The sequence below is a fragment of the Chryseobacterium geocarposphaerae genome (assembly GCF_002797535.1).
GTDB lineage: Bacteria > Bacteroidota > Bacteroidia > Flavobacteriales > Weeksellaceae > Chryseobacterium > Chryseobacterium geocarposphaerae.
On the sequence record NZ_PGFD01000001.1, the window covers coordinates 187,202 to 212,713 of the forward strand.

Here is a 25,512-nt window from a genome sequence, read left to right on the forward strand (position 1 = left end):
TTCTTTATTCTTTAGTGATTAAATAAGCATTATTCTTATCGCTCAGCTGGCTGAGCTGTTCTTTTCTTTTTGCTGAAACATTAAAAATCAAAATATCATCGTCTTCCGAATTTATCCATTCAGTTCCTATATTTTCTTTTATTGTTTTGGCCTTATCATATAATATTTCAACATTACATTTTTCATAAAACGGACGAAGTTCCTGATGACAAAACCCAATAGTCTCTATATTATTGCTGACCACATAGTCCCTGAAATACTCAACAAGCTTAGCTCCATATCCTTTTTTCTTCTGAGCTGCGACAAGCCCGACAGCTTCTGCAAATGGCAGCTGTGTTCCTGAAATTTCCAATACGAAATCGTAATTAACACGAATGAGAGACAGGATATTTTTATCAGCATCCAAGAGAAAGTGAAATGCTGAATTTTTGAAAAATGTGCGAAAATAATCAGATTTCATTGAGTTCCAGGATGAAATATCCCAGAGCTGAAGAATATGCTCAATTTCCGTTTCAGTTAATTCAGTGATCTGTTTTACTTCATATTTCATATTAGTAAATATTTTTTGCTTTTTGGTATGTTTTTATTAACTCCTGTTTAGGAATTCTTTATGTTAAGGAAGATATAAATCTTTGTATTTTGCTGATGTCTTTATTGCCAGGTTCTGTTTCAAACTTTGAATTGATGTCCAGAGCAAATGGTTTCTGCTTAAGATGCTTAATGTTTTCTATGTTGTCTTCTGAAATACCACCGCTCAGCAAATAGGGAAGTGGGATTTCCACTGTGTTTAAAATATTCCAGTCAAACTGTTTTCCAGTTCCGCCAAATGCTTTGCTGTCTGTATCAAATAAGAAATAGTTGATAATTGAGAGGTTCTGGTTGATAGATTTTTGTAATTCATTGGCAGATTGATTTCCTATTCTGATTACTTGAATGATTTTAATCTCTGGGTTGATTTTTTGTTTTAGTTTAACAATAAAGTCCGCACTTTCATCTCCGTGAAGCTGGATGAAATTTAAATCTGCTTTTTCGGATATTTCAATAATTCTTTCAGCAGTTTCATTGACAAATACACCAACCTTTCCATGATGCTGAATTTTTGAAATTTCTTTTAAATTCAAATGATTCAAAACATATCGTGGTGATTTTTCATAGAAAATAAAGCCCAGAAAGTCTATGTTCAAAGAAATCAATTCCTGAACCTGATCTAATCTTGTTAAACCGCAAACTTTGATTTTAGCCATTATGCAATTTTATATATTGGAAATAAATTCTTCAAATGCTTGAGCAGGATTTGTATTTTTCATAAAATATTCACCCATTAAAAAGCCATCAAATCCTTTTTCTTTTAAATAAAAATAATCCTGAATGTTGTAAATACCACTTTCTGCTACAGATAAGACGTTTTCGGGGAGCAGATTTTTCAAATGAACTGAATGTTGCAGATCAACTTTAAAATCTTTTAAGTTCCGGTTGTTAATTCCCACCAGGTCAATGCTTGAGTTATAATGTCCTAGTTCATCTTCCGTATGGATTTCCAACAATACTTCCAGTCCCAATTCATGAGAGAGCTCCGTAAATTCCAACGTCTGTTGTGGGGAAAGGCAAGCTGCAATAAGCAATACGACATCGGCTCCCATACTTTTTGCTTCATAAAACTGATACTCATCAATCATAAAATCTTTTCGCAAAATGGGAATATGGATGTGATTTCTCACATTTAAAATATCTTCAAAGCTTCCCCCAAAAAAGTCTTTATCCGTTAAGATTGAAATTCCGCTTGCCCCTAACTTTTCGTACGCAGAAACAACTTCTAATGGCGAAACTTTATCATTAATTATTCCTTTGGAAGGAGATTGTCTTTTAAATTCGGCAATAATTCCGGATTTTGATTTTATGGTTTCTTTTAAAGAATAGGTTTCTCTTCCGAAAAATTCTGAATCTTTCAGCTGCTGTAAGGAAATTTTTGATTTTGAATCCGAAATTTCCTGTTTTTTTCTTTCTATTATTTTGTCAAGAATTGTCATTATGTTTAATTTTCAATCTGTCATTTCGAACGCAATGAAATGAAGTGAGAAATCTATTCTTAGCTTACTTAGTCCTTCATTTGAACGATAGAGATATAATTTATAGCTTGTGATTATTCAATCGAATTATTTAAAAAATCCCAATTCTGATTAAAAGTATTTACTAATTTATCTTTTTTTATTCTGGAATAACCTTTAATTTGTTTTTCTCTTGCAATTGCATGTAAACGTAATAGTTATGAGTTCCAAAATTTTTCATTTGTTTGTGTTAGATTCTTCACTTTACTGCGTTCCGTTCTGAATGATAATTAAAGTTATTAGTTTATCAAAGAGTCCAAGCTGTTCAATGCTTTACCACTAAACAAACTTTCTTTCGCCAAATTCAAACAATTCTCATAGTTTCCAAACTTACTGGTATGATGCAATGCAACTGCGGCATTGGCCAAAACAACTGCATTTTGCGATTCTGTACCCTTTCCTTCCAAAATATTTCTGAAAATTTTTGCGGTCTCCGGCGTGTTTTTGCCCGCTTCTATACTTTGAGGAGTAACGGCTGCAAAACCAAGTTCTTCCGGTGAATAGATTTTTTCTCCTTCTTTTGTAATAATCTTGCTGTCCTGTGTTAAGCTTATTTCGTCATAACCATCCATTCCGTGAACCAAAACGAAATCTTTTTCATCTTTTTGCAGCAGATACTGATATATTCTTGCAATTTCCAGATTGTACGTTCCAATCATGGAATATTTGGGTTTTGCAGGATTTACTAAAGGACCTAATAAGTTGAAAAATGTTCTCAGGCCTAAAGATTTTCTCAAGCTTACCACAGATTTTAAGGCAGGATGAAAGTAAGGGGCGTGTAAAAAGCAGATATTGACGTTCTGTAATTCATCATTTAATTCTTCTGAATTGGTTTTAAACTGATACCCCAATTCTTCCAAAAGATTGGATGCTCCGGTAATTGTTGAAGCTCCATAATTTCCGTGTTTAATTACTTTTTGCCCTGTTCCTGCAATCACGAAACTTGCTAACGTAGAAATATTGATCGTATTTTTTCCGTCGCCGCCGGTCCCAACAACATCAATGGCGTCACTTGCATCCAGATCTACAGGAATAGCCATTTGTAATAATGCTTCCCTAAAGCCTTCCAGCTCCGGTAATGTGATGTTTCGCATCAGAAAAATACTTATAAAGGCAGTAACTTCTGTTGCATTGAACTTATTTTGGGCAATCTCAATCATGATGGCTTTTGCCTCAGATTTGGACAAAGTATGGTGATTGAAAAGATATTGCAGAATTTCTTTCATATTATTTAATTCAAAAGAAAGTTTTTAATGATGGTTTCTCCATCCGGTGTTAAAATACTTTCAGGGTGATACTGAACACCGTGAACATCATAGGTTCTGTGTTGTAAACTCATAATCATTCCTTTACTGTCTGTACTGGTAATTTCCAGCTCTTCGGGGAAATTTTCGGGATTAACTGCCCAACTGTGATATCTTCCGACTTCCAGAGTCTGTGGCAAATCATTAAAAAGTTTATGTTCACTGGTTTGGATGGCTTCTGTAGCAACACCGTGATAAATTTCGCTAAGATTAATTAAGGTTCCTCCAAAAGCTTCTGCAATTGCCTGTTGACCAAGACAAACGCCTAAAATACTCTTTGTGGAAGCATATTCTTTAATGACATCCAGTAAAATTCCGGCTTCTTCAGGAATTCCCGGACCGGGCGAAAGAATAATCTTATCATATTTTTCAATTTCTTCCAGCTTAATTTCATCATTTCTTACCACATCAACTTTTGTATTCAAAATTCTTTCGATCATTTGAACCAAATTATAAGTAAAGCTGTCGTAATTATCGAAGACTAATATTTTCATTGTGGATAGTTTATAAGTTTGTAGATCTTTGAATTGTTATATTTTTTCTGCCTTTTCGATGGCCTTTTTCAGAGCATTAAGCTTGTTATTTACTTCCTGGAGCTCACTTTCAGCATTGGATTTGGCTACTATTCCGGCTCCAGCCTGGTAATATAACGTGTTGTTTTTGCTTAAAAAAGTACGGATCATGATAGCCTGATTACAGCTTCCGTTTAAGCCAACCATTCCGATGCAGCCTCCGTAATAACCTCTCGAATCTTTTTCGTAGGTATTTATTAGCTGAAGAGCTTTATGTTTAGGTGCTCCGCTTAAAGTGCCCTGAGGAAAAGTGGTGGCAACCATTTCATAAGGATTAGTGTTTTCTTCTAATTCTGTTGTCACTTCACTTACCATGTGAATCACATGAGAAAAAAGCTGTATTTCTTTGAGTTTGGTAACGGTTACATTTTTTCCTAGTTTTCCTAAATCATTTCTGGCTAAATCTACCAACATGGTATGTTCTGCATTTTCTTTCGGATCGTTTTTTAGTGATTCAATAGACTGTAGATCGGTCTCAAAATGCCCTGTTCTTTTAAAAGTTCCGGCAATTGGATGAATGATGGCTTTATTATCTTTAATAATGAGCTGACTTTCCGGGCTTGATCCGAAGAGTTTATAATCTCCATAATCAAAAAAGAATAGGTAAGGAGAGGGATTAATATTTCGTAGCGCTCGATATACATTGAATTCATCTCCTTTGAATTTTTGTTCGAATCTTCTGCTTAGAACCAATTGGAAAACATCTCCTCTCATACAGTGTTTCTGGGCTGTTTTTACCAATTCGATATATTCTTCATCGGTAATATTCGAAGTTTCTTCTGCTGTTTTTTCAAAAGGATAAATAACCGAATTCTGATTTTTGATCAGACTTTCTAAGAGATATAGCTCAGATTTTAAATTTTTAATCTGATTTTCAATAATGTGCATTTCATCGTTGTAATGATTGATTGCAATAACATATTGATAAAGTCTGTAACGCAGAATCGGAATTTCTACTTCCTTACTTTGAGCTTTAAATGTAAGGTTTTCGAAAAATTGTACGGCTTCAAAACTGGTATATCCAAAAAGGCTCTGGGCGGTTTCTTCTATAGAATCCTTAGTGCCGCTGCAAATAAAAGACTTTGAAAATTGATTTAAGAGATCCGGAACAGAATGATCTGCTAAAAGATGCTTCTCAGGGCTCTCACCCGGGAATTTGATTTCAAATTCTTTAAGATTCTTAATTTCTATGCCTGCAATCGCATTAATGGCAATGAATGAGAAATTATGATCCATATTTTTAGAATCCGAGCTTTCCAAAAGGATCGTATCACGAAACTGATCTCTTATTTTCAGATAGATGTTCATGGGAGTCTGCAGATCTCCCAGCATTTTTTTTGAGGTGGTTTTTATGTTGATGTTTTGTTTGAACATTGGTAGTGTTTTAATTTTTAGCAATAAAAAAAGACTTTAACGAAATCGTCAAAGTCTCTGTATATTTTCTATAATATTCCGGCTGTCAATTAACAACAAGAGTATAGCTTCAGACCCGACGAGGAGTTTGAATGCCACCACCAAAATTTGTTGTTTGAATTAATCATGATGCAAATGTAGATAATTTTTTAAAATGAAAAATAAAAATTGATAAAATTTTATTGCAATGTATGTCAAAGGCTGAAATAAAAAAACTTCCTTTACGGAAGTTTTTTTATTATTTTAAAATTGAAGTCATTTCGGGGTGGTTATACTGAACTGCAAACTCTTTTGCTGTTTCTCCTTTTTCGTTCTTTGTATTTTTATTAGCTCCTTTTTTCAGAAGAAGTTTTGCAAAATCCAATTTACCATATCTCGCAGCAACCATTAGTGGAGTCTGATTACCACATTCTTTGTTAAGATCCGCTTCATTGTTTAATAAATACTCCAGAATATTCTTTTTATCATGTTTTACACTTAAAGAAAGCAAACTGTATGAACTCTCTTTTATTGCAAAACACTTATTATAATTGTCTTTTGGGAAAGCTGCTTTAAAAGTATCTACATTGTCAGACTGAAAAGCAATCATCTGCTGTTTCGAAATTTCCTGTGCAGAAACCAAGTTAGCAAAAAGAAGTCCCAAAAAAACGAAAGTTGTAGAGATTATTTTTTTCATAAAGCTTATTTTAAATAATATACAAAGCTAAATTATTTTTTTGATAGATTTAGCAAAAATGTACAAGTTTTTTGAATCTTATCCCTGTTAGAACAAATAAAATGTTGATTTTCTTAAATATTTAGAAAAACTACTTCTTAGCATTCAGCTCTTTTTTCAACTGTTCAGCTTTGTTTCTGTATTCCTGATTGTCATACGTTTTCAAATAGTCTTCCAAAGCATTGAGGTATTCCCGGATAAAATCTTTATTGGTAGGATCTGTTTCGTACTTTATTTTCGCGGTATTGATCGGCCTTATTTTTTCGTATTCCTGCAATTGTTTTCCTTCTTTAGACTGGTAATAAAGAATAACAATATTTTTTTCATACCCGGGAATGTACTTTACCGGGAATTCCTGTTCTGTTCTTGGGATTCTTATTGCATTTTCAATAGGATATATGGCAGCCGAAGTTGTTGAAAAATAAGTATCTACATATTTTCCGTCCTGCTTTTTTACAATAGCTTCATAATCATGAATATACTGATCATTAAGTGTCGAATTGGTCTCTATATCGGATGTAATAATGGCGGTGCTTTCTACACCATATTGATTTAAAAACCAGGCATTGGTAAATTGACCTCCAATTCCGTTAACGATTGAAAACGGGAGGATTAAAATAAGCCACCATGCTTTTTTAGTTAAATAAGCAATAATTCCGAAGAACAAAATAAAGATAATCACTGCATAAAAGCCGTGGTGACTTAAGAAAAATAAGATTTTTGAAATGATAATCATAATTTTCAGGTTTATACAAAAATACAATTTCTGATTATAATGATTAAAAAGTATTTTATACGCTACACAAGCAATATTTTTTATATTTTTGTCTAAATTTTATAGGAAAAATAATGAAAAAAGTATTAGCAATCGCATTTATCGGAGGTTTATTGGCAGTTAGTTGTTCAAAAAAGCCTAATCATGATTTACAAGACAGCAACACGATGTTACCGGAGCCGGATGCACCAACTGTAGTAGATTCTACCGCCAAAAAAACTGAATCAGTAGATGTAAATGCTGCTGTATCAGTTCCTGCAAATGAAGCAAAAGCAGATACTCTTACGAAAAAATAATGAAGAAATTAGTATTGGCAGGATGTTTGGGTATGCTGATGTTTTCCTGTACTAAAAAAGAACAGGCTTCAGTTTCAGAAACTTCTGCAGAACCAGTAGCAACAACTAATGCTCATCTTTCCGGAAACCAGATTATTGAAACATTAGATTGCTCCGGTTGTCACTCGGTAAGTGAAAGAATGATTGGCCCGTCATATCAGGAAATAGCAGATAAGTATTCTGAAAAAGATATGGATGCTTTGGCTACAAAAATCATAGAAGGAGGAAGTGGAGTTTGGGGAAATGTGCCTATGCAGCCTCATTCTCAGGTGTCTAGAGAAGATGCGAAAAAAATGGTAAGTTATATTTTGTCACTCAAAAAGAAATAACATCCATTTAAAAATATTTTAGAGACAGCATAATTCTGCTGTCTTTTTTTATGGAAAAATCACTAAATTTGTACGCTTTTAGAAAAAATAAAAAATGCAATTATCAGAACAGGAAATCATTAGAAGAGAAAAGCTGAATAAGCTTGTTGAAATGGGAATCAACGCATTCCCGGCAGATGAATATGTAATTACAGATACTACGGAATCTATAAAACAGAATTTTTCTGAAAGTAAACAGGTGAAGATTGCAGGAAGATTGATGTCCCGAAGAATTCAGGGGAAAGCATCTTTTGCGGAACTACAGGATTCTACAGGTAAAATTCAAGTCTATTTTAACAGAGATGAGATCTGTACTGGTGAGGATAAAACTTTATATAATGAGGTTTACAAACATCTTTTAGATATAGGAGATATTATTGGGGTAGAGGGTGAGTTGTTCACCACTCAGGTAGGGGAAAAAACAGTTTTGGTTAAAAACTTTACCCTTTTAACAAAATCTTTACGTCCATTTCCACAACCAAGAACTGACGAAAATGGGGTTGTACACGATGGATTTAACGATCCTGAAATGAGATACAGACAACGTTATGTAGATTTAACGGTAAATCCTCAGGTGAAAGAAATTTTCGTGAAAAGAACAAAGCTGTTCAACGCCATGAGAACTTTCTTTAATGATGCAGGATATTTTGAGGTTGAAACTCCAATCTTACAGTCAATTCCTGGTGGGGCTGCTGCAAGACCTTTCATTACACATCACAACGCTTTAGATATTCCATTATATTTAAGAATTGCAAATGAATTGTATCTGAAAAGATTGATCGTTGGTGGATTCGACGGAGTGTATGAATTCTCTAAAAACTTCAGAAATGAAGGAATGGACAGAACACATAACCCTGAGTTTACAGCCATGGAAATCTATGTAGCCTATAAAGATTACAACTGGATGATGGATTTCACAGAAAAATTATTGGAATTCTGTGCCATTCAGGTAAACGGAACAACAAAAGCTACATTCGGTGAATACGAGGTTGATTTCAAAGCGCCTTACCAAAGGATTTCAATGACAGATGCCATCCTGAAATTCACAGGTTATGATATTACAGGAAAAACTGAGCAGGAATTGTTTGATTTTGCTAAATCTATCGGAATCGATGTTAACGGAACGATGGGGAAAGGGAAATTAATTGATGAGATTTTCGGTGAAAAATGTGAAGGAAACTTCATTCAACCGACTTTCATTACGGATTATCCGATCGAAATGTCACCGCTTACCAAGAAACATAGAAGCAAAGAAGGTCTTACAGAGCGTTTCGAATTAATGGTGTGTGGAAAAGAAATTGCCAACGCCTATTCTGAGTTGAATGATCCGATTGATCAGAGAGAACGTTTTGAAGATCAGTTGAGATTGTCTGAGAAAGGAGATGATGAAGCCGGACAATTTATCGATGAAGACTTCCTAAGAGCCCTTGAATATGGTATGCCGCCAACTTCAGGATTAGGAATTGGAATGGACAGATTGATCATGTTCTTAACGAATAATGCGTCCATCCAGGAAGTGTTGTTCTTCCCTCAGATGAGACCTGAAAAAGCAGTTCCTCAAATCGAACTGGGGGATGATGAAAAAGTAATCCTAGACATTTTAAAGTCGGGAGAGCAGATTGCTTTAGCTGAAGTAAAAGAACAATCGAAACTTTCAGGAAAAAAATGGGATAAAGCCTCAAAAATTTTGACCAAAGCGAATTTGGTAAAAGTGGAGAAAATTGAGGAAAGCCTTTTGATGAAATTGGTTTAAATTAATTCGAAATAAATTTAGTTCCGGCGGAAGCGAAGCTTCCGCCGGAACTTTTTTCTAAAATACCCGAAACTTGAACTATTTTCTGTTATTTTGCGTTTGTAAGAAAACAATCCTGATGAAAGCCTTTCTGTTTTTACTTTTCTTCTCTACAGTTGTGTATTCGCAGACGCTTACTTCTATTTATTTTAAAAATAACAGTTATGAGTTGAGTAATGAATCAAAACGAAAACTGGATAGCTTGGCGAAACTTGATACAAAGCTTATTTTTAGGATCTTTGGAAATGCAAATCCACTAGGAAATGAAGCGCTAAATAAAACATTGTCTGAAAATAGGGCGAAAACAGTAAGCGATTATTTAAGTAGTAAAATCGGTAAAAATATTCGGCTGACAAGTGTTGTAGGATTGGGAATTTCAAAACAGATCAACGACAACAGTTCGGAGAGCCTGCTTGCAAAAAATCGTCGTGTTGATATTTTCATTGAACGGTATTTTGAGAAAGGAGAAAAGATTTCAAGAAAAGTTTATCCTAGCTTTTTTGATATGAAAGTTGCGGCAATGAAAGTAAAAGATACTTTTTCTTTACCGGATGTCAATTTTATTGGTGGTCGTCATATCTGGCTTCCGCAGGCAAAACCAAAGTTATATCAGCTGTATAAAATTTTGAACGAAAATCCGACACTTGAAGTTGAACTTCAGGGGCATATTTGCTGCGATTACGAAAATTTTGATGGTGAAGATCAAGATCTGGGAACATTTAATCTTTCTTTTACACGGTCACAGTCGATCAAAGATTTCTTATTGGCAATGGGAATTGATGCTAAACGTATAAAAGCAGAAGGCGCGGGACATCTTAATCCTGTTGTATACCCTGAACAAACAGAATCGGATCGGACTAAGAACAGACGGGTTGAAATTGTTTTGCTAAAAAAATAAATAAAAAGGTTTCGGCGGCAGCGAAGCTGCCGCCGAAACCCATATTGTAAATTCCTATTTTCTCAACTTACTAAATGAAGCCATCAGATAAAATAAAAATGGCAGAATAAATAAAGAACCCAACATCAATGCCCAACCCAATGCGGAAATTGTTTTCGGTGCAGCAGCTTGCTCCAGTAAAGAAAGGTGCTCTCCATTAGCAAAAAGGATAATATTGGGGTTGTGTTGATAAGTTGCAGCCACTAAAATCATAACCACCTGAAATCCTGCTAAAGCTCTTACAGGGAGAAGCTTCTGTCTGTTCATGGCACGAAGAATAAGAACTAAACAAATCGTAGCAAATGAAACGGCCATTATTCCTAAAGGTTTTGAGAATACCCACATGACTAACGGAATATCAGAAATGTAAGCCGTGAAGAATACTAAGATACCTGTTATCACTACAAAGATCATGGTCTGCTTAGACTTTTTGATCATTAGACCTAATTCTAATCTGTCATTGGTTTCTCTTAACGCGAAAACCGAAGCCAGATAGGCGCAAATGGAAACGGTAAACAATCCTACAGCAATGCCAAACCAATTCAGCCAGCTGAAAATATATAAATCTAAAAAGTTTGTTGCATTAGGATCGATAGAATGAGAAACCGTTGCAGCGGCAATTAATCCTAAGAAAAAAGGAGTTAATAAGCTTGAAAAATAAAAGATTTGAGTGTAAACGTGCTGCCAATCATCTTTTACAGCATCATAATGTCTAAAAGTGAATGCGGTTCCTCTCGCAATAATTCCGACCAGCATTAAGACTAATGGAATATGAAGATAAGTGGAAAGTGTGGTGTAAATCTCAGGAAAACCGACAAACAAAATTACAATCGCAATAATCAGCCACATATGATTGGCTTCCCAAACTGGCGCAATAGATTCATACATGATTTCTTTTGTTTTATCGCGTGCTCTTTTTTTTGTGAAAAGTTCCACAATTCCGGCTCCGAAATCAGCTCCTCCTAAAATCACATACAGGCAAATCGAGAGCCAAAGAAAACCTATAACAACGTAAATCATAATTTCTTATTTTTAGGGTTGAACTGAGCATCTGTTGGATCGTACAATCTCGGCACCATATGTATTTGTCGTCTCAAAAGGAATACAATAATCAATGATAACGAAACAAAAATTGCTGTGAAAAAATAAAATGAATACTGAATTCCCGGCATCGGAGTTACCGCATCAACTGTTCTCATGATCCCATAGATAATCCATGGCTGTCTTCCAACTTCGGTTACTGTCCAGCCCGCTTCCAAAGCAATATATCCGAAGGGGGTAGCATATAAAAAGGTTTTTAATAGCCAGTTTTTATTAAGCCATTCTTTTTTGAAAAAGAAAGCATATAAATAAACCATTCCAATCATAATCATCACAACTCCAAAGAATATCATAATCTGAAAGGCGTAGTGTACAACGGCAATCGGAGGCCATTCGTCTTTTGGAAAATCTTTTAAACCCTTTACTTCAGCATTAAAGTCATTTGCAACCAGAAAACTCAGGACTTTCGGAATTTTTACTGCATATTTTATTTCTTCTTTTTTCTCGTCAGGAATTCCGCCTATCACGAAAGAAGCTCCTTTTTCTGTTTCGAAATGGGCTTCCATTGCGGCTAATTTAATAGGTTGTCTTTTGGCAACAGATTTAGCGGCAACATCACCGCTTAAAGGCGCTCCAAATGCTCCGATTAATGCGAATCCTGCAGCAATTCTAAATGCTTTTGTGTGAAACTCAACATTCTTTTTTCGCATAATTAGATAAGCATGAACTCCGGCAACCGCAAACCCCGTAGCACAAAATGCAGCAACCGTCATATGCAGAGCCTGAGGAAACCAAGCTTTATTAAACATAGCTTTAATAGGATCTATATTTAAATATTGCCCGTCTACATAATCAAATCCGGCAGGAGAATTCATCCATGCATTGGCCGCAACCACTAAAATTCCTGAAGCCAGACCGCTTAATCCAACTAGAAATCCACAGAACCAGTGAAACCATTTATTAAACCTGTCCCATCCGTATAGGAAAAAGCCAATAGCAATAGCTTCAATAAAGAATGCGGTTCCTTCCAATGAAAAAGGCATTCCGAAAATAGGTCCGGCGTGTTTCATGAATTGGGGCCAGAGCAATCCTAGTTCAAAAGAAAGCATGGTTCCGGAAACAGCTCCGGTGGCAAAAAGGATGGCTACACCTTTGCTCCAGGCTTTGGTAAGTCCTTTGTAGACTTCATTATTTGTTTTTAAATATTTCCAGTGGGCAAATGCCATCAAAAAAGGCATTACCATACCTACGCAGGAAAATATGATATGAAAACCGAGTGACATTGCCATCTGTGAACGGGCAGCCAGAAAATCATCCATAAAATCAACTTTTTGAGTAAATAAATTTAAGCATAAATTATTGATGCTCGGTATGATTTACAACAGTATTCGTTTAAAGAATAGGTTTTAACTTTGATATTTTTTAAAATAAATCACTAATATTTTTGTTGAAAAGTCTCTCTTTTTTTTGACATATTTTAACTTTCATACCTCGAAAAAAATCACGATATTTGTGAGTCTTTGCATTGGGCAAAATTTTTAAAATTTGATATGAGTCAGAAACAATATACAGCTAGTAGTATTCAGGCATTGGAAGGAATGGAGCACGTACGTATGCGTCCTTCGATGTACATTGGTGATGTGGGAGTAAGAGGTCTCCATCATTTGGTTTATGAAGTAGTAGATAACTCTATTGACGAAGCATTGGCAGGGTACTGCGACACTATCTTTGTCAGCATTAAAGAAGGAAACGGAATCGAAGTTAGCGATAACGGTAGAGGTATTCCGGTTGACTTCCACGAAAAAGAACAAAAATCTGCTCTTGAAGTTGTAATGACAAAAATCGGGGCCGGAGGTAAGTTCGATAAAGATTCTTACAAGGTTTCGGGTGGTCTTCACGGAGTTGGGGTATCGTGTGTGAATGCACTTTCCAATGAAATGATCACTACTGTTTACAGAGACGGAAATATTTATCAGCAGATATATTCAAGAGGAAAAGCTCAGACCGGTGTCGAAGAAATAGGGCACAGCGAAAAGAGAGGAACAAAACAGTTCTTCCAGCCGGATGATACTATTTTTACGGAATTAGTATATAACTATGATACTTTAGCAAGCCGTTTAAGAGAACTTTCTTACCTTAATAAAGGAATCACAATTACCCTTACAGACGAAAGAGAAAAGCTGGAAGACGGTTCTTTCAGAACTGAAGTTTTCCATTCAGAAGGCGGTTTGAAAGAGTTCGTAGCATACATCGACGGAAACCGTGAATCGATCATGGAAAATGTAATTTTCATGGAGGGAGAAAGAGATGATATTCCTGTTGAGGTAGCAATGCGTTATAATACTTCATTTAACGAGAACCTTCACTCTTATGTAAATAATATTAATACCCATGAAGGAGGAACTCACTTGGCAGGTTTCAGACGTGCGTTAACGAGGACTTTGAAGAAATATGCGGATGACTTAGGAATTCCTCAGAAAGAAAAAGTTGAAATTACCGGGGATGACTTTCGTGAAGGTCTTACGGCGGTAGTTTCGGTAAAAGTAATGGAGCCTCAGTTTGAAGGACAGACCAAAACGAAATTAGGTAACTCCGAAGTTTCCGGTGCTGTAGATAAAATTGTAGGGGAAATGCTTACCAATTTCCTGGAAGAAAACCCAACTGAAGCAAAACAGATCGTACAAAAAGTTGTTTTAGCTGCAAAAGCAAGACAAGCTGCAAAAAAAGCCCGTGAAATGGTTCAGAGAAAATCTCCGATGGGAGGTTCCGGACTTCCGGGTAAATTATCTGACTGTTCATCTAAAAATCCTGAAGAATCTGAGATCTTCTTAGTGGAGGGGGATTCAGCAGGTGGTACTGCAAAACAAGGTCGTGACAGATTTTTCCAGGCGATTCTTCCGTTAAGAGGTAAAATTTTGAACGTTGAGAAATCAATGCTTCATAAAGTGTATGATAACGAAGAAATTAAGAATATTTATACTGCACTTGGAGTTTCTGTAGGAACAGAAGAGGACAGTAAGGCATTGAATATGTCGAAACTAAGATATCACAAAATCGTAATCATGACCGATGCCGATATTGATGGTTCTCACATTTCTACGTTGATCTTGACATTCTTCTTCAGATATATGAAAGAGCTGATTGAGAACGGATACATTTATATTGCTCAACCTCCTTTGTATCTATTGAAAAAAGGTAATAAAAAGCAATATGCTTACAACGAGAAAGAACGTGAAGAATTCACTTTAGAAATGTCTCCGGACGGAAAAGGAGTTGAGGTTCAGCGTTACAAAGGTCTTGGAGAGATGAATCCTGAACAGCTTTGGGAAACTACTCTAAACCCGGAACACAGAATTTTAAAGCAGGTTACTATTGATAATGCAGTAGAAGCAGACAGTGTTTTCTCTATGTTGATGGGAGATGAGGTTCCGCCAAGAAGAGAATTTATCGAAAAGAATGCAAAATATGCAAAAATTGACGCATAATTAATTGTGCAGATTATAATAAAAAGACTTCAGAAATGGAGTCTTTTTTATTTTACAACCGCTAAAGCTTTTTAATACAAAAAAATATTTTCAACAGTTATTAGATTTCACTATTTTTGCCTTATTTTTAATAACCATGATGAAAATATTTTGTATTGGAGCACTTTCGATGGCTTCTTTTTATTATGCTCAAAATTTTCCCGCTTCTACGATTCCTGAAAATTTGAAGAAAAATGCAAATGCTGTTATCAGGAAAGATCTTACAGAGATTCAAATTAACTCTATTAATGATATTAAATATCAATATACAACAGTAACCACTGTTTTAAACAAGGATGGTGATGAAAAAGCTGTGATTGCTATTCCTTATGAAAAAGGGGATAATATTTCAGATGTTAAAGTTAATATTTATGATGATGCCGGAAAGAAGATAAAATCATATTCCAAGTCTGATTTTGGTGATTTTGCCAATAACAATCAGGGTACTTTTTATTCTAATAGTAGGGTGTTAGCTTTATCATATACTCCGACTCAATATCCTTATACGGTTGAATTTTCATATCAGATTGGTGAAGAAAATACGGTTTTCTTACCTGACTTTGTTCCTTTTAGATCCACAAATGTCTCTTTGGAGGAGGCTCAAATGAAAATCATCAACAAATCTGGGATTGAGCTTAAGTCAAAAACCTATCCTTCACAATATAATTATACGTCAGTTGCAGAAAGCGATAATTCAGGTGAAAAGACATATATGTATAAAAATGTTCCAGCGATAGATGATGCGTTTTTGTTACCGCAACCGATAAAAATTTTGCCAAAAGTTAGCTTTGCCCTTACTAAATTTAATTTGGAAGGTAAACAAGGAAGTATCAATAATTGGGGTGATTTCGGATCCTGGTATTATAACAGTATTTTGCAGCCTGTTTCTTTATCAACACCTGCCATTAAAGCAGAAGTAAGTGCTTTAAATTTACAAGGTTCAACCGAAGAAAAAGTAAAAAAAATATATCAATATATGCAGACAAAAACCAGGTATATTTTTGTCGCATTAGGAATTGGAGGATGGCAGCCAATGCTTCCGGATGAGGTTCAGAAAAAAGGGTATGGTGATTGTAAGGGGCTTACCAATTATATGAAAACTTTGTTGGATGAAGCTGGTATTCCGTCTTATTATTCAGTGATCAATTCAGGAATTTCTCCGGTTTCTTTTGATAAAGATTTTCCAAAAATGGGAGGAAATCACGTGATTTTGATGGTGCCTACAGACAAAGGAAATATCTGGCTGGAAAATACTTCTCAACAGATAGCGTTCAATCATTTAAGTTATAGTACAACAGACCGGAATGTGCTTTCTATCAGAAAGAATGGAATTGAATTAATTGAAACTCCATCTTATTCTGCAGAGCAAAGTAAGGAAAAACAAAACCTGAAGATCAAAATTAATGAAGACAACAGTATTGTTGGCGAAGGAAATTTCTCTTATACCGGAATTCAATATGATAATAATTTGGTGCTTACCAATTTGAGTCCGAAAGAAAGAAATGAAGTGATGAAAAATTCATTAGATATCTTGAATTTTGAAAAAATTGAAATGAAAAATTTTCTTAATGATAAAGATAATGCAATTGCAAAATTTGATCTTGATTTTAAGGCCCATAATTATTCAAAGAATGCAGGTAGCAGTATAATTTTTAGAGCTGTTCCCATTTATTCCAATACGGTTTATAAAACTGATGAAAACAGAGAATTGCCTTTTGAACTCAGACAATCGTTTGAAGACGAATATGAAATCAATTTCACAGTACCTAAAAATTATGAGCTTGATGAAATTCCTGAAAATGTTACTATTAATTCTGAATTTGGAACGTACAAATTAAATTTTGTGAAGAATGGTGATGAATTAAAGGTAACCAGAACAATTAGAATCAACAAAGGACTTTATCCTAAAGAAAAATATAACGATTATATTAATTTCAGAAAAAAAACACTTAACCTGGACAACTCTAAAATTTTAATTTCTAAAATCTAAGCATGAAAAAAATTATAATGATAGCTATTTGTTCAATGAATTTTATGTTCATTGAGGCGCAAAAGCATGAATTCCTTAATTCTCCTAAATTTAATGATGCAGACCTGTCTAAACAGAAATCGACTTTGGATGAGAATGCACCTGCAGAAATATTATATAAATCAGTACATTTCAGTATAGATAATAATACTGGTAATCTGATTAAAAGAACTTTTTATAGAGTTAAAATCTATGACAAAGACAAAGCTGAAGACTGGCTGAATCTAGAGATTCCTCTTTATCAAAATGGAAGTGATCAGGAAACACTTACTAAAATGAAAGCTTTTACCTATAATCTTGAAAATGGAAGTTCGGTTGCAACGAAAGTTGACAAAAGCTCAAAATATAAAAGTAAAGAGAGTAAAAATGTTTCTATTACAAAATTTGCATTTCCAAATGTAAAAAACGGCTCTGTTATTGAATATCAATATGAGGTTACTTCACCATTTCTGTTTAGTGTTCCGGAAATTCTGATTGAAACAGATACTCCATCTTTATATACAGAATATGTTCTGGATAGTCCTTCAAATATCTCCTACAATGTAAATTATACAGGATCTTTAAGTCCAAAATACAGAGAAGTTGATGAAAGAACATTATACGGTACCAACTACAGAACTTATAGATTTGGTTATGAAAATGTAAAAGGTTTTAAAACTGAAAAATTTGTAAGTAATGACAGAAATTACAGAACAAAAGTAAGTGCAGAAATTCATTCCACGAATTTTAGAGAGTTAAAATTGTTTTCCTCATCCTGGGAGCAGATCAAACAAAGGCTTTATGAAAATGAAGATTTTGGAGGAGAATTAAAAAAGACAAAGCTGGCAAAGGAAAACATGCCTTCCAATATTGCTGGGATTTCTAGCGAAGTTGAAAAAGCAAATGTTGTTTTCGATTATGTGAAAAATACCTTTACTTGGAATCAGGACAGGGGAATTTATGTGGAAGATGGGATCAAAAAAATGCTTGAAACTAAAACGGGAAATGCTGCAGAAATCAATCTTTTTTTGGTGATGATGCTTCGTGAAGCCGGAGTTAAAGCAGACCCATTGACGATTTCAACCATCAATAACGGAATAATAAATATTGCTTCACCCAATGTTTCAAACATGAATTTTGTAATCGCTGCAATCCAAACAAAAGACGGCTTTCATTTATATGATGCGACATCAAAACAATCTTCAATAGACCAGTTGCCACCAAGAGACTGGAATCAGTTTGGGATTTTAATGGCAAAGGAAAAAGTACAGCAATTATCTATGGTTAACAGTAAGCCGAGCTTTACTTACCTTACAGTAGATGCAAAAATTAATGATGATGGAAGTGTTTCAGGAAGCTATTCAGATAAGGATACAGGGACTTATGCAATGTTTGCAAAAGAAAATTATGATGATAATGCCGATAAGTATAAGAAACAATATAAAGAGAATTTTTCAGTAGATTTTACAAATATTGATTCTAAAGTTTTGGATAATGGAGATTTTGAAAGCACGATGAAATTTTCTTCAGAAAATATGATCGATAAGATTGGTAAAAAAATCATTATCAATCCGATGTTATTTTTAAATAAGACATCCAACGAATTTGATCAGACGGAAGAACGTAAGTATCCTATTGATTTTATTTCTCCATACACAAGAGTGAAAAAAGTCGTATTGGAAATCCCTGAAGGATATGCAATTGAAGAAATGCCAAAGAGTAAAAAAATTGTAACTGAGGATAAAGAAATAGAATACCATTACATCATAGAACAAAAAGGAAATAAACTGGAAATTGTTTCCACAACCAAAGTGGCAAGTGCAGATTATCCGAAAGAATACTATCCGGCCTTTAAGCAGATTTGGGGAGTGGCTTCCAAACAGGAAAATCAGGTGATTAGCTTGGTGAAAAAGTAAAAAGCAATAAAATTTCAAAATAATTCTAAAACCATTCATCTTTTGAATGGTTTTTGCATGTAAAAAGGAAAATCAAATTCAAAATCAAACTATGAAAAACACAATTGCTGTTTTGGCACTTTCTGCCTTCTTTACTTTTTCTGCCTGTAAGAAATCTGAAACGACAAACCTGACAACAAACGAGGAAACACAAGCTGAACAATTTTCTGTCGATTCAGTTAAGGTGAATGATTCTATCAAGCTTAATGACTCACTGACCATAAAATATTCTTCTAAAATGTTGGTTTTTCCAAGTATTAAGGATAAAAAACTCTTAGATAGTATTTATTTTGGAGATAAAAATGTTCAGGATTTTTCTAAGAATGGAATTCAGTCACTTTTGGAAAAAAATAAGAATGAATATTTTAACAGTATTAAAAAAGACTCAAAAGACTGGATCTCCGATATGAAATTTGCGCAGGAATGGTATTCAGATCTTGGAATGGATCTGAAATCAAATAGTAATGATTATCTTCATATACAGTATAGCTGGGCTTCTTATGAAGGAGGTGCTCACGATAATTATGGTTTTTCCGAAAGAGTTTTTGATGTAAAGAATAATAAAAAAGTAGAATTAAAAGATATCACCTCAATGCCTAAAGATAAATTGGAAGCTTTGCTGATGAAGAATGTCAATAAAATGAATGGAGGTGCTTCCGATGATAAGGGTGAAATCAATAATTCTGATATGCTTTTGGTTGAAGTCATTCCAGCTACCGGAAACTTTTATTTTGATGATAAAAACCTCTATTTCCATTATAGCCCTTACGAAATTACGGCTTTTGCAGCCGGTGATATTACGATTCCGGTTTCCTGGCAAGATTTGGCTGGAACATTAACCCCCCAGTTTAAAGAACGGATGAAATTTAAATAATTCTAAAATGCTTCTCTATAAGGAAGCATTTTTTTATTTTTGCTTCAATGGAAAACGTAGCCTTTATTATTAATCCTTTTTCTGCAAAAAAGAACTATCAGCCTTTTCTTGAAGAGTTAAAGAAAAAAGTAGAGAATCCTTTATATTATATTTCGGAATCTATTCAGGGAACTGATGATTTTATTCAGGAGAACTTTCAGAATATAGATATTTTTGTAGCTATAGGAGGAGACGGTACAATTTCTACCATTGCCAGAAATCTTATTAATACTTCCAAGATTTTAGCCATTTTTCCTGCAGGTTCAGGGAATGGGTTTTCCAATGAAACCAATTTCAGGAAAAATCTGGATGAACTTTTGGAAAAAATTAAAACAAAAAAGTCCAGGAAGATCGATACGTTCACCGTTAATGATAAGCTATCAATCAACGTTTCGGGAACCGGCTTTGACGGAAAGGTGGTGAAAGAATTTGAAAAAACGAGCAGAGGATTTAAAAATTATATCAAAGTTTCCCTTAAAACATTTTTTAATTATAAGCCGATTAAGGTTAAATTTTTTGATGAACAGTATCAGCAATACAACGGAAAATATCTGATGTTGAATATTGCCAACACCCGTCAGTTCGGAAACAATGCTTACATAGCACCAAATGCCAGTAAAAGTGATGGTTTGGTTGATATTGTTTTGGTGAAAAAGTTTCCTTTAACCTATTCCGCATTATTCGCCTACAGAATGTTTACAAAAAAACTGAAGGATGACGATTATGTTACTTATCTTCCCGTTTCAGAAATAGAATTCAAAGTAAATACTAAGAATTGGCACTTGGATGGAGAGTTCAATAAAATAAAATCACCTATTCACATAAAGGTTTTGCCTTCAAGTTTAAATATCTTGGTATAGATTTAAACATATCAAAATAAAAATAGCCACATTAGACAAGTGCTTTTGTGGCTATTTGTTTGATAATTATTATTCTTTTATAAACTTTTCCGAAAATTCTTTTCCGTTTTTATCTTTACCTATCAGCAAATAATTACCTTTTGGTAAATTCTCTACGAAGATTTTTTCTGTTTTTTCTTTTTTATTCAAAACTTTTCTTCCACTTATATCTAAAAGGCTAACTTCAGAGAGTTCTGTTGAAAAGTGGAGGATGGATGTAACAGGATTTGGATAGACTGTTATGCTTTTGTTTTTGGCAATAGTTTCGCCTGTAGATAAAGCAGCTGTTATCTTACTTATTGTACTTACACCATAATTACAGATGTAAACGTCTCCGGTAGTTTCATTTTTAACTATGCCCTGCGGATAAGTAGCACCACCTGCCAAAGTAGCCCAAACCTGGGTTACGACACCTGCCGGTGATATTTTACTTACAGTGCTATTGTTGTTGCCTGTATAAAGATTACCGGATGCGTCTATGCTGAGGCAAAGAGGTCCTGGGTTGTTGGTTAATGTGGCCCAAGCATGAGTAACAATACCTGCTGGAGTTATTTTACTTATCGTACTGTTGCCTAAATTAGCTATATAGAAATTACCAGATGTATCTATTACAATACTTTGTGGGTTTGCATTGCTTGCTAAAGTGGCCCATGTCTGTGTTACTGTACCAGAAGGTGTGATTTTACTGATAGTATTATTTTGATTGACGGTATAAACATTCCCTGAATTGTCTACAATAATATCTTTGGGATAAGCTTCATTTGCTAAGTATGCCCAATCTTGTGTAATTGCTGTACCAGTAGCCAGAATTTTACTTACCGTCTTGTTGGTGTTAGCCGTATAAATATTGTTTGAGGCATCTAAGGCTATTGCTATAGGAGCGTTACCGGATAGAGTAGCCCAGGCTTGAGTAACGCTACCTGCCGGAGTTATTTTACTTACAGTATCATTTCCGAAATTGGCCGTATAAACATTTCCTGATGCATCGATAACTATATCGCGAGGTAAAGCATTACTTCCTAAAGTAGCCCAAGCCTGTGTTATTGTAGCATTCGGAGCTATTTTACTTATAGTGTTGCTGCCATAATTAGCTGTATAAAGATTACCAGAGGTATCTATGGTCATTTCTATGGGGTTATAGAAATTGGTCAAAACAGCCCAGTCTTGTATCACTGTTATTTGTGCAAATGTAATTGTTCCAAAGATTGATGTTAATAAAAAAGTAAAGATTTTTTTCATATTATATTTTAAAGTGTTGATGTTAATTTTTGACTTTCAGTATAGAATTTCAAAATGAAATTTTGCAATGTTATAAAATAGGTGTTTCCACGAACTTACTGCTGGAAAAATTTATGGGATGATTGGCATGCTCTCGGCTACTTGGAAAGCAGGTTGCAAGTGCTATAATATTATATCATGACTAGGTACGATGTTAAAGTTAACAAATTTTTTAATATAATGTTGATAAGCCTTTAAAATTGCAGACAAAACACAAAAAGCCTCTACTGTTAATGAGAGGCTTTAAGATTTAAAATACAGAGTTTTTGATTTCTAGGGATTCAAAAAATCAAATTTCAAGTTTCTTTTCTATTTCGTTCGGGTGATTCAAACAATACTGCAACTGATTTTTATCTAACTGTTTCTCCCAGTTCGCAACAACTACGGTTGCCACGGAATTTCCGATAACATTTGTTAAGGCACGACATTCACTCATAAATTTGTCAATTCCTAGAATCAAGGTCATTCCTGCAATCGGAATTTCAGGAACTACGGCTAATGTCGCAGCCAACGTTACAAAACCGGCTCCGGTTACTCCTGCTGCTCCTTTAGAACTTAGCATAGCCACCAAAAGCAGCATGATTTGTTTTTCGATAGGAAGATGAATATTTAAAGCCTGGGCAATAAATAAAGAAGCTAATGTCATATAAATATTGGTTCCGTCGAGATTAAAGGAATATCCGGTAGGAACTACCAGTCCCACGATAGCTCTTGAACAGCCTGCTTTTTCCAGTTTTTCCATAATTCCCGGAAGGGCAGATTCGGAAGAACTTGTTCCCAATACCAAGAGAAGCTCTTCTTTTAAATAATACATCAGCTTAAAAATATTGAAGCCATTATACCACGCAACGGAACCTAAAACCAATACAACAAAAAGAATGGAGGTGATATAAAAGGTGCCTACTAAAAATATTAAATTCAATACGGAATGGAGCCCGTATTTTCCAATAGTAAAAGCCATTGCTCCAAAAGCTCCTATGGGTGCCAGTTTCATGAGCATATGAACAATTTTGAAAACCGGAGTGGAAAGATCTTGTAAAAAATCAGTTACTTTCTGGCTCTTTTCTTTTGTCAGAACCAGGGCAACTCCCATTAAAATAGCAACCAGAAGTACTTGTAAAATGTTATCTCCTACCAAAGGACTGAATAATGTTTCAGGGATAATATTCATGATAAATCCTGTCAATGTAGTTTCATGAGCTTTCTGCTGATATTGTGAAACATCACCTGAAAGGGTAGAAGGGTCAATGTTTAAACCATGGCCAGGCTGTAAAATATTTCCTACAATGAGTCCAATAATTAATGCCAATGTTGAAAAAGTAACAAAATAAATCATAGCCTTTACAGCAATTCTCCCCACTTTTTTCAGATCAGTCATATGAGCGATTCCCAGAGTAAGGGTAATGAAAATTACCGGAGCAATAATCATTTTTACCAGTTTGATAAAGCCATCTCCTAAAGGCTTCATTTTTTCGCCCAATTCCGGATAAAATTTCCCTAAAAGAATTCCTGCGACAATTGCTATAATAACTTGAAAATAAAGCTGCTGATAGATTTGTTTTGCTTTCAAAGGAGCTGTTTTTGTATTTTGAAGGGCGAAAATTAAGAATTTTTATTTGTAAATATGACAAAAGTCATGAAAAGTTTCGGCGGGGCTTCAGCCCCGCCGAAAGTATTAAGTTCTAAAGAATAAGACTTTATTTAATCTTAAAAAGTATTATATTTCCAGCTTTCTAATCATCAGATTCTTCCTATAGCAGTAAAATTCATAGGTTGGTTGCTGGCCAAATGAGAAAACTTTTTCGATATGTATTGCGTCATACTGGTTTTTCAGACTGTTGTATTTTTCTTTGAGAATGTTGGGCAGCTCATCAGATTGTATCGGTCGCTCCACTTCAAAACCATCATCAAAGGCAAATTCTATAATAAAATCGGTATTTCTCCAGGAAATGACAGATTCTGATTCAGACGTTTTATGGCTGCTAGATAAAGAAATTTTATCCTGTTGAATTATTTTATCAGAGGTTCCTATGAATAAGAGAATACCCGAGAATACCATGGCTCCGTATCCTATTTTTTTAAACAAAAATTCACTTAAATAGGGCAGAATATATTTTACGGTATAAGATGATAGAATGGTTGCCGCGGCTATTGTCATTCCCAGCCATAAGGCGGTTGATGAATATAGACCAAGAGAAATATAAATAATCAGTTTAATTAAATGGAGAAAAACCTCATTTGCTGCTCTTGTCGCAACAATTTCTTCTTTTTTAAGCCCGAATCTCAAATAAAAACGATTGAATAACAAACCGATTGCACCTGTAATACCCGAGATAAACCCCGCAAAAAAACCTATAGCAGCTAATAAGAACTTAGAATATGGTTTTTGATTTTCCTGTTTTATTTTATTTGTTTTAAATAATTCCGGCAGATTGGCAATAAGGAAAAAAGCAACAATTAATTGAAGGTAATTGGGATTAATATATTTAATAAGATATGCTCCTAATAAAACAGCCGGAATTGAAAAAGGCACAAACCAAAAGAAAATTTGCCACTTGATATGTTTTTTAAAAACAGAAATTCTTGATACAGAACTTGTGAAGCTACCTATGGTTAATGAGAAAGGAACGACTGAACTTGGTAAAAGTAAATTGAGAATAGGAATTAAAATCAGGCTCGCTCCACCACCACAGATTGCGCTTATCCAAAAAGCTATTATTGTTCCTAAAAACAGAAGAATGATATTTAAAGCCATGTCAAAAAAATTAAAAATTCTTTACAAATCCAATTCCTGCATTTCCTTTCTGATAATAAGGCATAATCATCGTCTGGCTTTTTTCCTTTTTTCCGCCTAAAAGATTATTGATTTTCGGATACAGCCAATAAGCCAATTCGGTAGATAAAATACCGAAACCAGCGCCTCCAACAACGTCTCCAAGCCAGTGCTTGTTATTCAGCATTCTGTATATTCCAGTAAAAACGGCAAGAGAATATCCGGAAATTCCCAATAGAAAATTGGTGTCTTTGTATTCTCTGAACATGAACTGAGCAGAAGCAAAAGCCATGGCAGTATGACCGGATGGAAAAGATAAATTATTGGAAAAATCGGGTCTTTCTTCTTTTACAGTATGCTTAAGAGGAAGAATGAACGCAGTGGTAATCATTAACGAGGTACCATAAATAATAGTTCTGTCTTTAAAGTTATGCTTTCCTTTTACTCCTAAGGCATTTAAGCCATAAACCAAAACTCCCGGAGCATATTGGGTATAATTATCAAGTCTTATATGGTCGGGTTTATGTTCGCTGATCTCATATTGGGTAGAAAAATTAAGCTTTTTCAAATCTTTTATACTCAAACTTGCTATCCCGTAAGAGATTAAAGCTGTAGGTATAATTAGTTTTTTATAGTTTAACTGATGGGTGGTATCTTCTGAATTAAATTTTGATATGACAGTATCTTGAGTACTCTTGATTTCCAAGCTGTCTTGTGCATAAACGTTCTGAAAGCATATAAGAACGATGAGTATACCTGATAATAAACCTTTCATTGGATGTATGTCTTTAAGATGAATTATTAG

General features: G+C 34.5%; 23 protein-coding genes. 9 read left to right on the top strand and 14 right to left on the bottom strand.

Annotated elements, in window-relative coordinates; genetic code table 11:
- Positions 1-4: 4 nt before the first annotated feature.
- The 8 genes from CLV73_RS00825 to CLV73_RS00860 form a co-directional block, all read right to left on the bottom strand.
- Positions 5-550: a GNAT family N-acetyltransferase gene (locus CLV73_RS00825; RefSeq protein ID WP_100375011.1), complete on the bottom strand. Its 546-nt coding sequence runs from the start codon at positions 548-550 to the stop codon at positions 5-7.
- A 58-nt stretch (positions 551-608) separates the two neighbouring features.
- Complete coding sequence (locus CLV73_RS00830; RefSeq protein ID WP_100375012.1) at positions 609-1,244, bottom strand: phosphoribosylanthranilate isomerase; 636 nt, start codon at positions 1,242-1,244, stop codon at positions 609-611.
- A 9-nt stretch (positions 1,245-1,253) separates the two neighbouring features.
- Positions 1,254-2,027: an indole-3-glycerol phosphate synthase TrpC gene (gene trpC / locus CLV73_RS00835; RefSeq protein ID WP_100375013.1), complete on the bottom strand. Its 774-nt coding sequence runs from the start codon at positions 2,025-2,027 to the stop codon at positions 1,254-1,256.
- A 317-nt stretch (positions 2,028-2,344) separates the two neighbouring features.
- On the bottom strand, positions 2,345-3,331 hold the full coding sequence (gene trpD / locus CLV73_RS00840; protein ID WP_100375014.1) for an anthranilate phosphoribosyltransferase: 987 nt from the start codon (positions 3,329-3,331) through the stop codon (positions 2,345-2,347).
- Positions 3,332-3,336: 5 nt separating this feature from the next.
- Entirely contained in the window at positions 3,337-3,903 is a 567-nt protein-coding gene (locus tag CLV73_RS00845; protein ID WP_100375015.1) for an anthranilate synthase component II, read from the bottom strand.
- 36 nt (positions 3,904-3,939) lie between these two features.
- Positions 3,940-5,355, bottom strand: a complete 1,416-nt coding sequence (locus CLV73_RS00850; protein WP_100375016.1) for an anthranilate synthase component I family protein — start codon at positions 5,353-5,355, stop codon at positions 3,940-3,942.
- A gap of 277 nt (positions 5,356-5,632) precedes the next feature.
- The gene (locus CLV73_RS00855; RefSeq protein WP_100375017.1) at positions 5,633-6,070 is read right to left on the bottom strand and encodes an ankyrin repeat domain-containing protein; all 438 of its coding nucleotides are present in this window, start codon (positions 6,068-6,070) and stop codon (positions 5,633-5,635) included.
- A gap of 130 nt (positions 6,071-6,200) precedes the next feature.
- On the bottom strand, positions 6,201-6,845 hold the full coding sequence (locus CLV73_RS00860; RefSeq protein WP_100375018.1) for a hypothetical protein: 645 nt from the start codon (positions 6,843-6,845) through the stop codon (positions 6,201-6,203).
- Positions 6,846-6,958: 113 nt separating this feature from the next.
- On the opposite strand from CLV73_RS00860, the gene CLV73_RS00865 reads away from it, so the two are divergent.
- The 4 genes from CLV73_RS00865 to CLV73_RS00880 all read left to right on the top strand — a co-directional run bounded on the left by CLV73_RS00865 (position 6,959) and on the right by CLV73_RS00880 (position 10,277).
- On the top strand, positions 6,959-7,180 hold the full coding sequence (locus CLV73_RS00865; protein ID WP_100375019.1) for a hypothetical protein: 222 nt from the start codon (positions 6,959-6,961) through the stop codon (positions 7,178-7,180).
- A complete protein-coding gene (locus CLV73_RS00870) occupies positions 7,180-7,548 on the top strand; it encodes a c-type cytochrome (RefSeq protein ID WP_100375020.1) in 369 nt (122 codons plus the stop codon). The genes CLV73_RS00865 and CLV73_RS00870 overlap by 1 nt, the downstream gene beginning before the upstream one ends.
- A gap of 94 nt (positions 7,549-7,642) precedes the next feature.
- A complete protein-coding gene (gene lysS / locus CLV73_RS00875; protein WP_100375021.1) occupies positions 7,643-9,340 on the top strand; it encodes a lysine--tRNA ligase in 1,698 nt (565 codons plus the stop codon).
- Positions 9,341-9,458: 118 nt separating this feature from the next.
- On the top strand, positions 9,459-10,277 hold the full coding sequence (locus CLV73_RS00880) for an OmpA family protein (protein ID WP_100375022.1): 819 nt from the start codon (positions 9,459-9,461) through the stop codon (positions 10,275-10,277).
- Positions 10,278-10,331: 54 nt separating this feature from the next.
- Here the strand turns inward: CLV73_RS00880 and CLV73_RS00885 are convergent, their stop codons facing one another.
- Positions 10,332-11,336, bottom strand: a complete 1,005-nt coding sequence (locus CLV73_RS00885) for a cytochrome d ubiquinol oxidase subunit II (RefSeq protein ID WP_100375023.1) — start codon at positions 11,334-11,336, stop codon at positions 10,332-10,334.
- The gene (locus tag CLV73_RS00890) at positions 11,333-12,676 is read right to left on the bottom strand and encodes a cytochrome ubiquinol oxidase subunit I (RefSeq protein WP_100375024.1); all 1,344 of its coding nucleotides are present in this window, start codon (positions 12,674-12,676) and stop codon (positions 11,333-11,335) included. The genes CLV73_RS00885 and CLV73_RS00890 overlap by 4 nt, the downstream gene beginning before the upstream one ends.
- Positions 12,677-12,907: 231 nt before the next feature.
- Between CLV73_RS00890 and gyrB the strand changes: the two genes are divergently transcribed.
- The 5 genes from gyrB (at position 12,908) to CLV73_RS00915 (ending at position 20,617) form a co-directional block, all read left to right on the top strand.
- On the top strand, positions 12,908-14,842 hold the full coding sequence (gene gyrB / locus CLV73_RS00895) for a DNA topoisomerase (ATP-hydrolyzing) subunit B (protein WP_100375025.1): 1,935 nt from the start codon (positions 12,908-12,910) through the stop codon (positions 14,840-14,842).
- Between the two features lie 136 nt (positions 14,843-14,978).
- Positions 14,979-16,871: a DUF3857 domain-containing protein gene (locus CLV73_RS00900; protein ID WP_100375026.1), complete on the top strand. Its 1,893-nt coding sequence runs from the start codon at positions 14,979-14,981 to the stop codon at positions 16,869-16,871.
- Between the two features lie 2 nt (positions 16,872-16,873).
- The gene (locus tag CLV73_RS00905) at positions 16,874-18,805 is read left to right on the top strand and encodes a transglutaminase-like domain-containing protein (RefSeq protein ID WP_100375027.1); all 1,932 of its coding nucleotides are present in this window, start codon (positions 16,874-16,876) and stop codon (positions 18,803-18,805) included.
- Positions 18,806-18,896: 91 nt separating this feature from the next.
- A complete protein-coding gene (locus CLV73_RS00910) occupies positions 18,897-19,718 on the top strand; it encodes an RsiV family protein (RefSeq protein WP_100375028.1) in 822 nt (273 codons plus the stop codon).
- 47 nt (positions 19,719-19,765) lie between these two features.
- Positions 19,766-20,617 (top strand): diacylglycerol/lipid kinase family protein, encoded by an 852-nt coding sequence (locus tag CLV73_RS00915; protein WP_100375029.1) that lies wholly within the window; start codon positions 19,766-19,768, stop codon positions 20,615-20,617.
- A 69-nt stretch (positions 20,618-20,686) separates the two neighbouring features.
- On the opposite strand, the gene CLV73_RS00920 is transcribed toward CLV73_RS00915, so the two are convergent.
- From CLV73_RS00920 to CLV73_RS00935, 4 genes are all read right to left on the bottom strand, one after another.
- Positions 20,687-21,895, bottom strand: coding sequence for a virginiamycin B lyase family protein (locus CLV73_RS00920; protein WP_100375030.1), 1,209 nt, complete (start codon positions 21,893-21,895; stop codon positions 20,687-20,689).
- Between the two features lie 328 nt (positions 21,896-22,223).
- The gene (locus tag CLV73_RS00925) at positions 22,224-23,504 is read right to left on the bottom strand and encodes a dicarboxylate/amino acid:cation symporter (protein WP_100375031.1); all 1,281 of its coding nucleotides are present in this window, start codon (positions 23,502-23,504) and stop codon (positions 22,224-22,226) included.
- 147 nt (positions 23,505-23,651) lie between these two features.
- A complete protein-coding gene (locus CLV73_RS00930; RefSeq protein ID WP_100375032.1) occupies positions 23,652-24,689 on the bottom strand; it encodes a sulfite exporter TauE/SafE family protein in 1,038 nt (345 codons plus the stop codon).
- Between the two features lie 10 nt (positions 24,690-24,699).
- Positions 24,700-25,482, bottom strand: a complete 783-nt coding sequence (locus tag CLV73_RS00935) for a phosphatase PAP2 family protein (protein ID WP_100375033.1) — start codon at positions 25,480-25,482, stop codon at positions 24,700-24,702.
- Positions 25,483-25,512 lie beyond the last annotated feature (30 nt).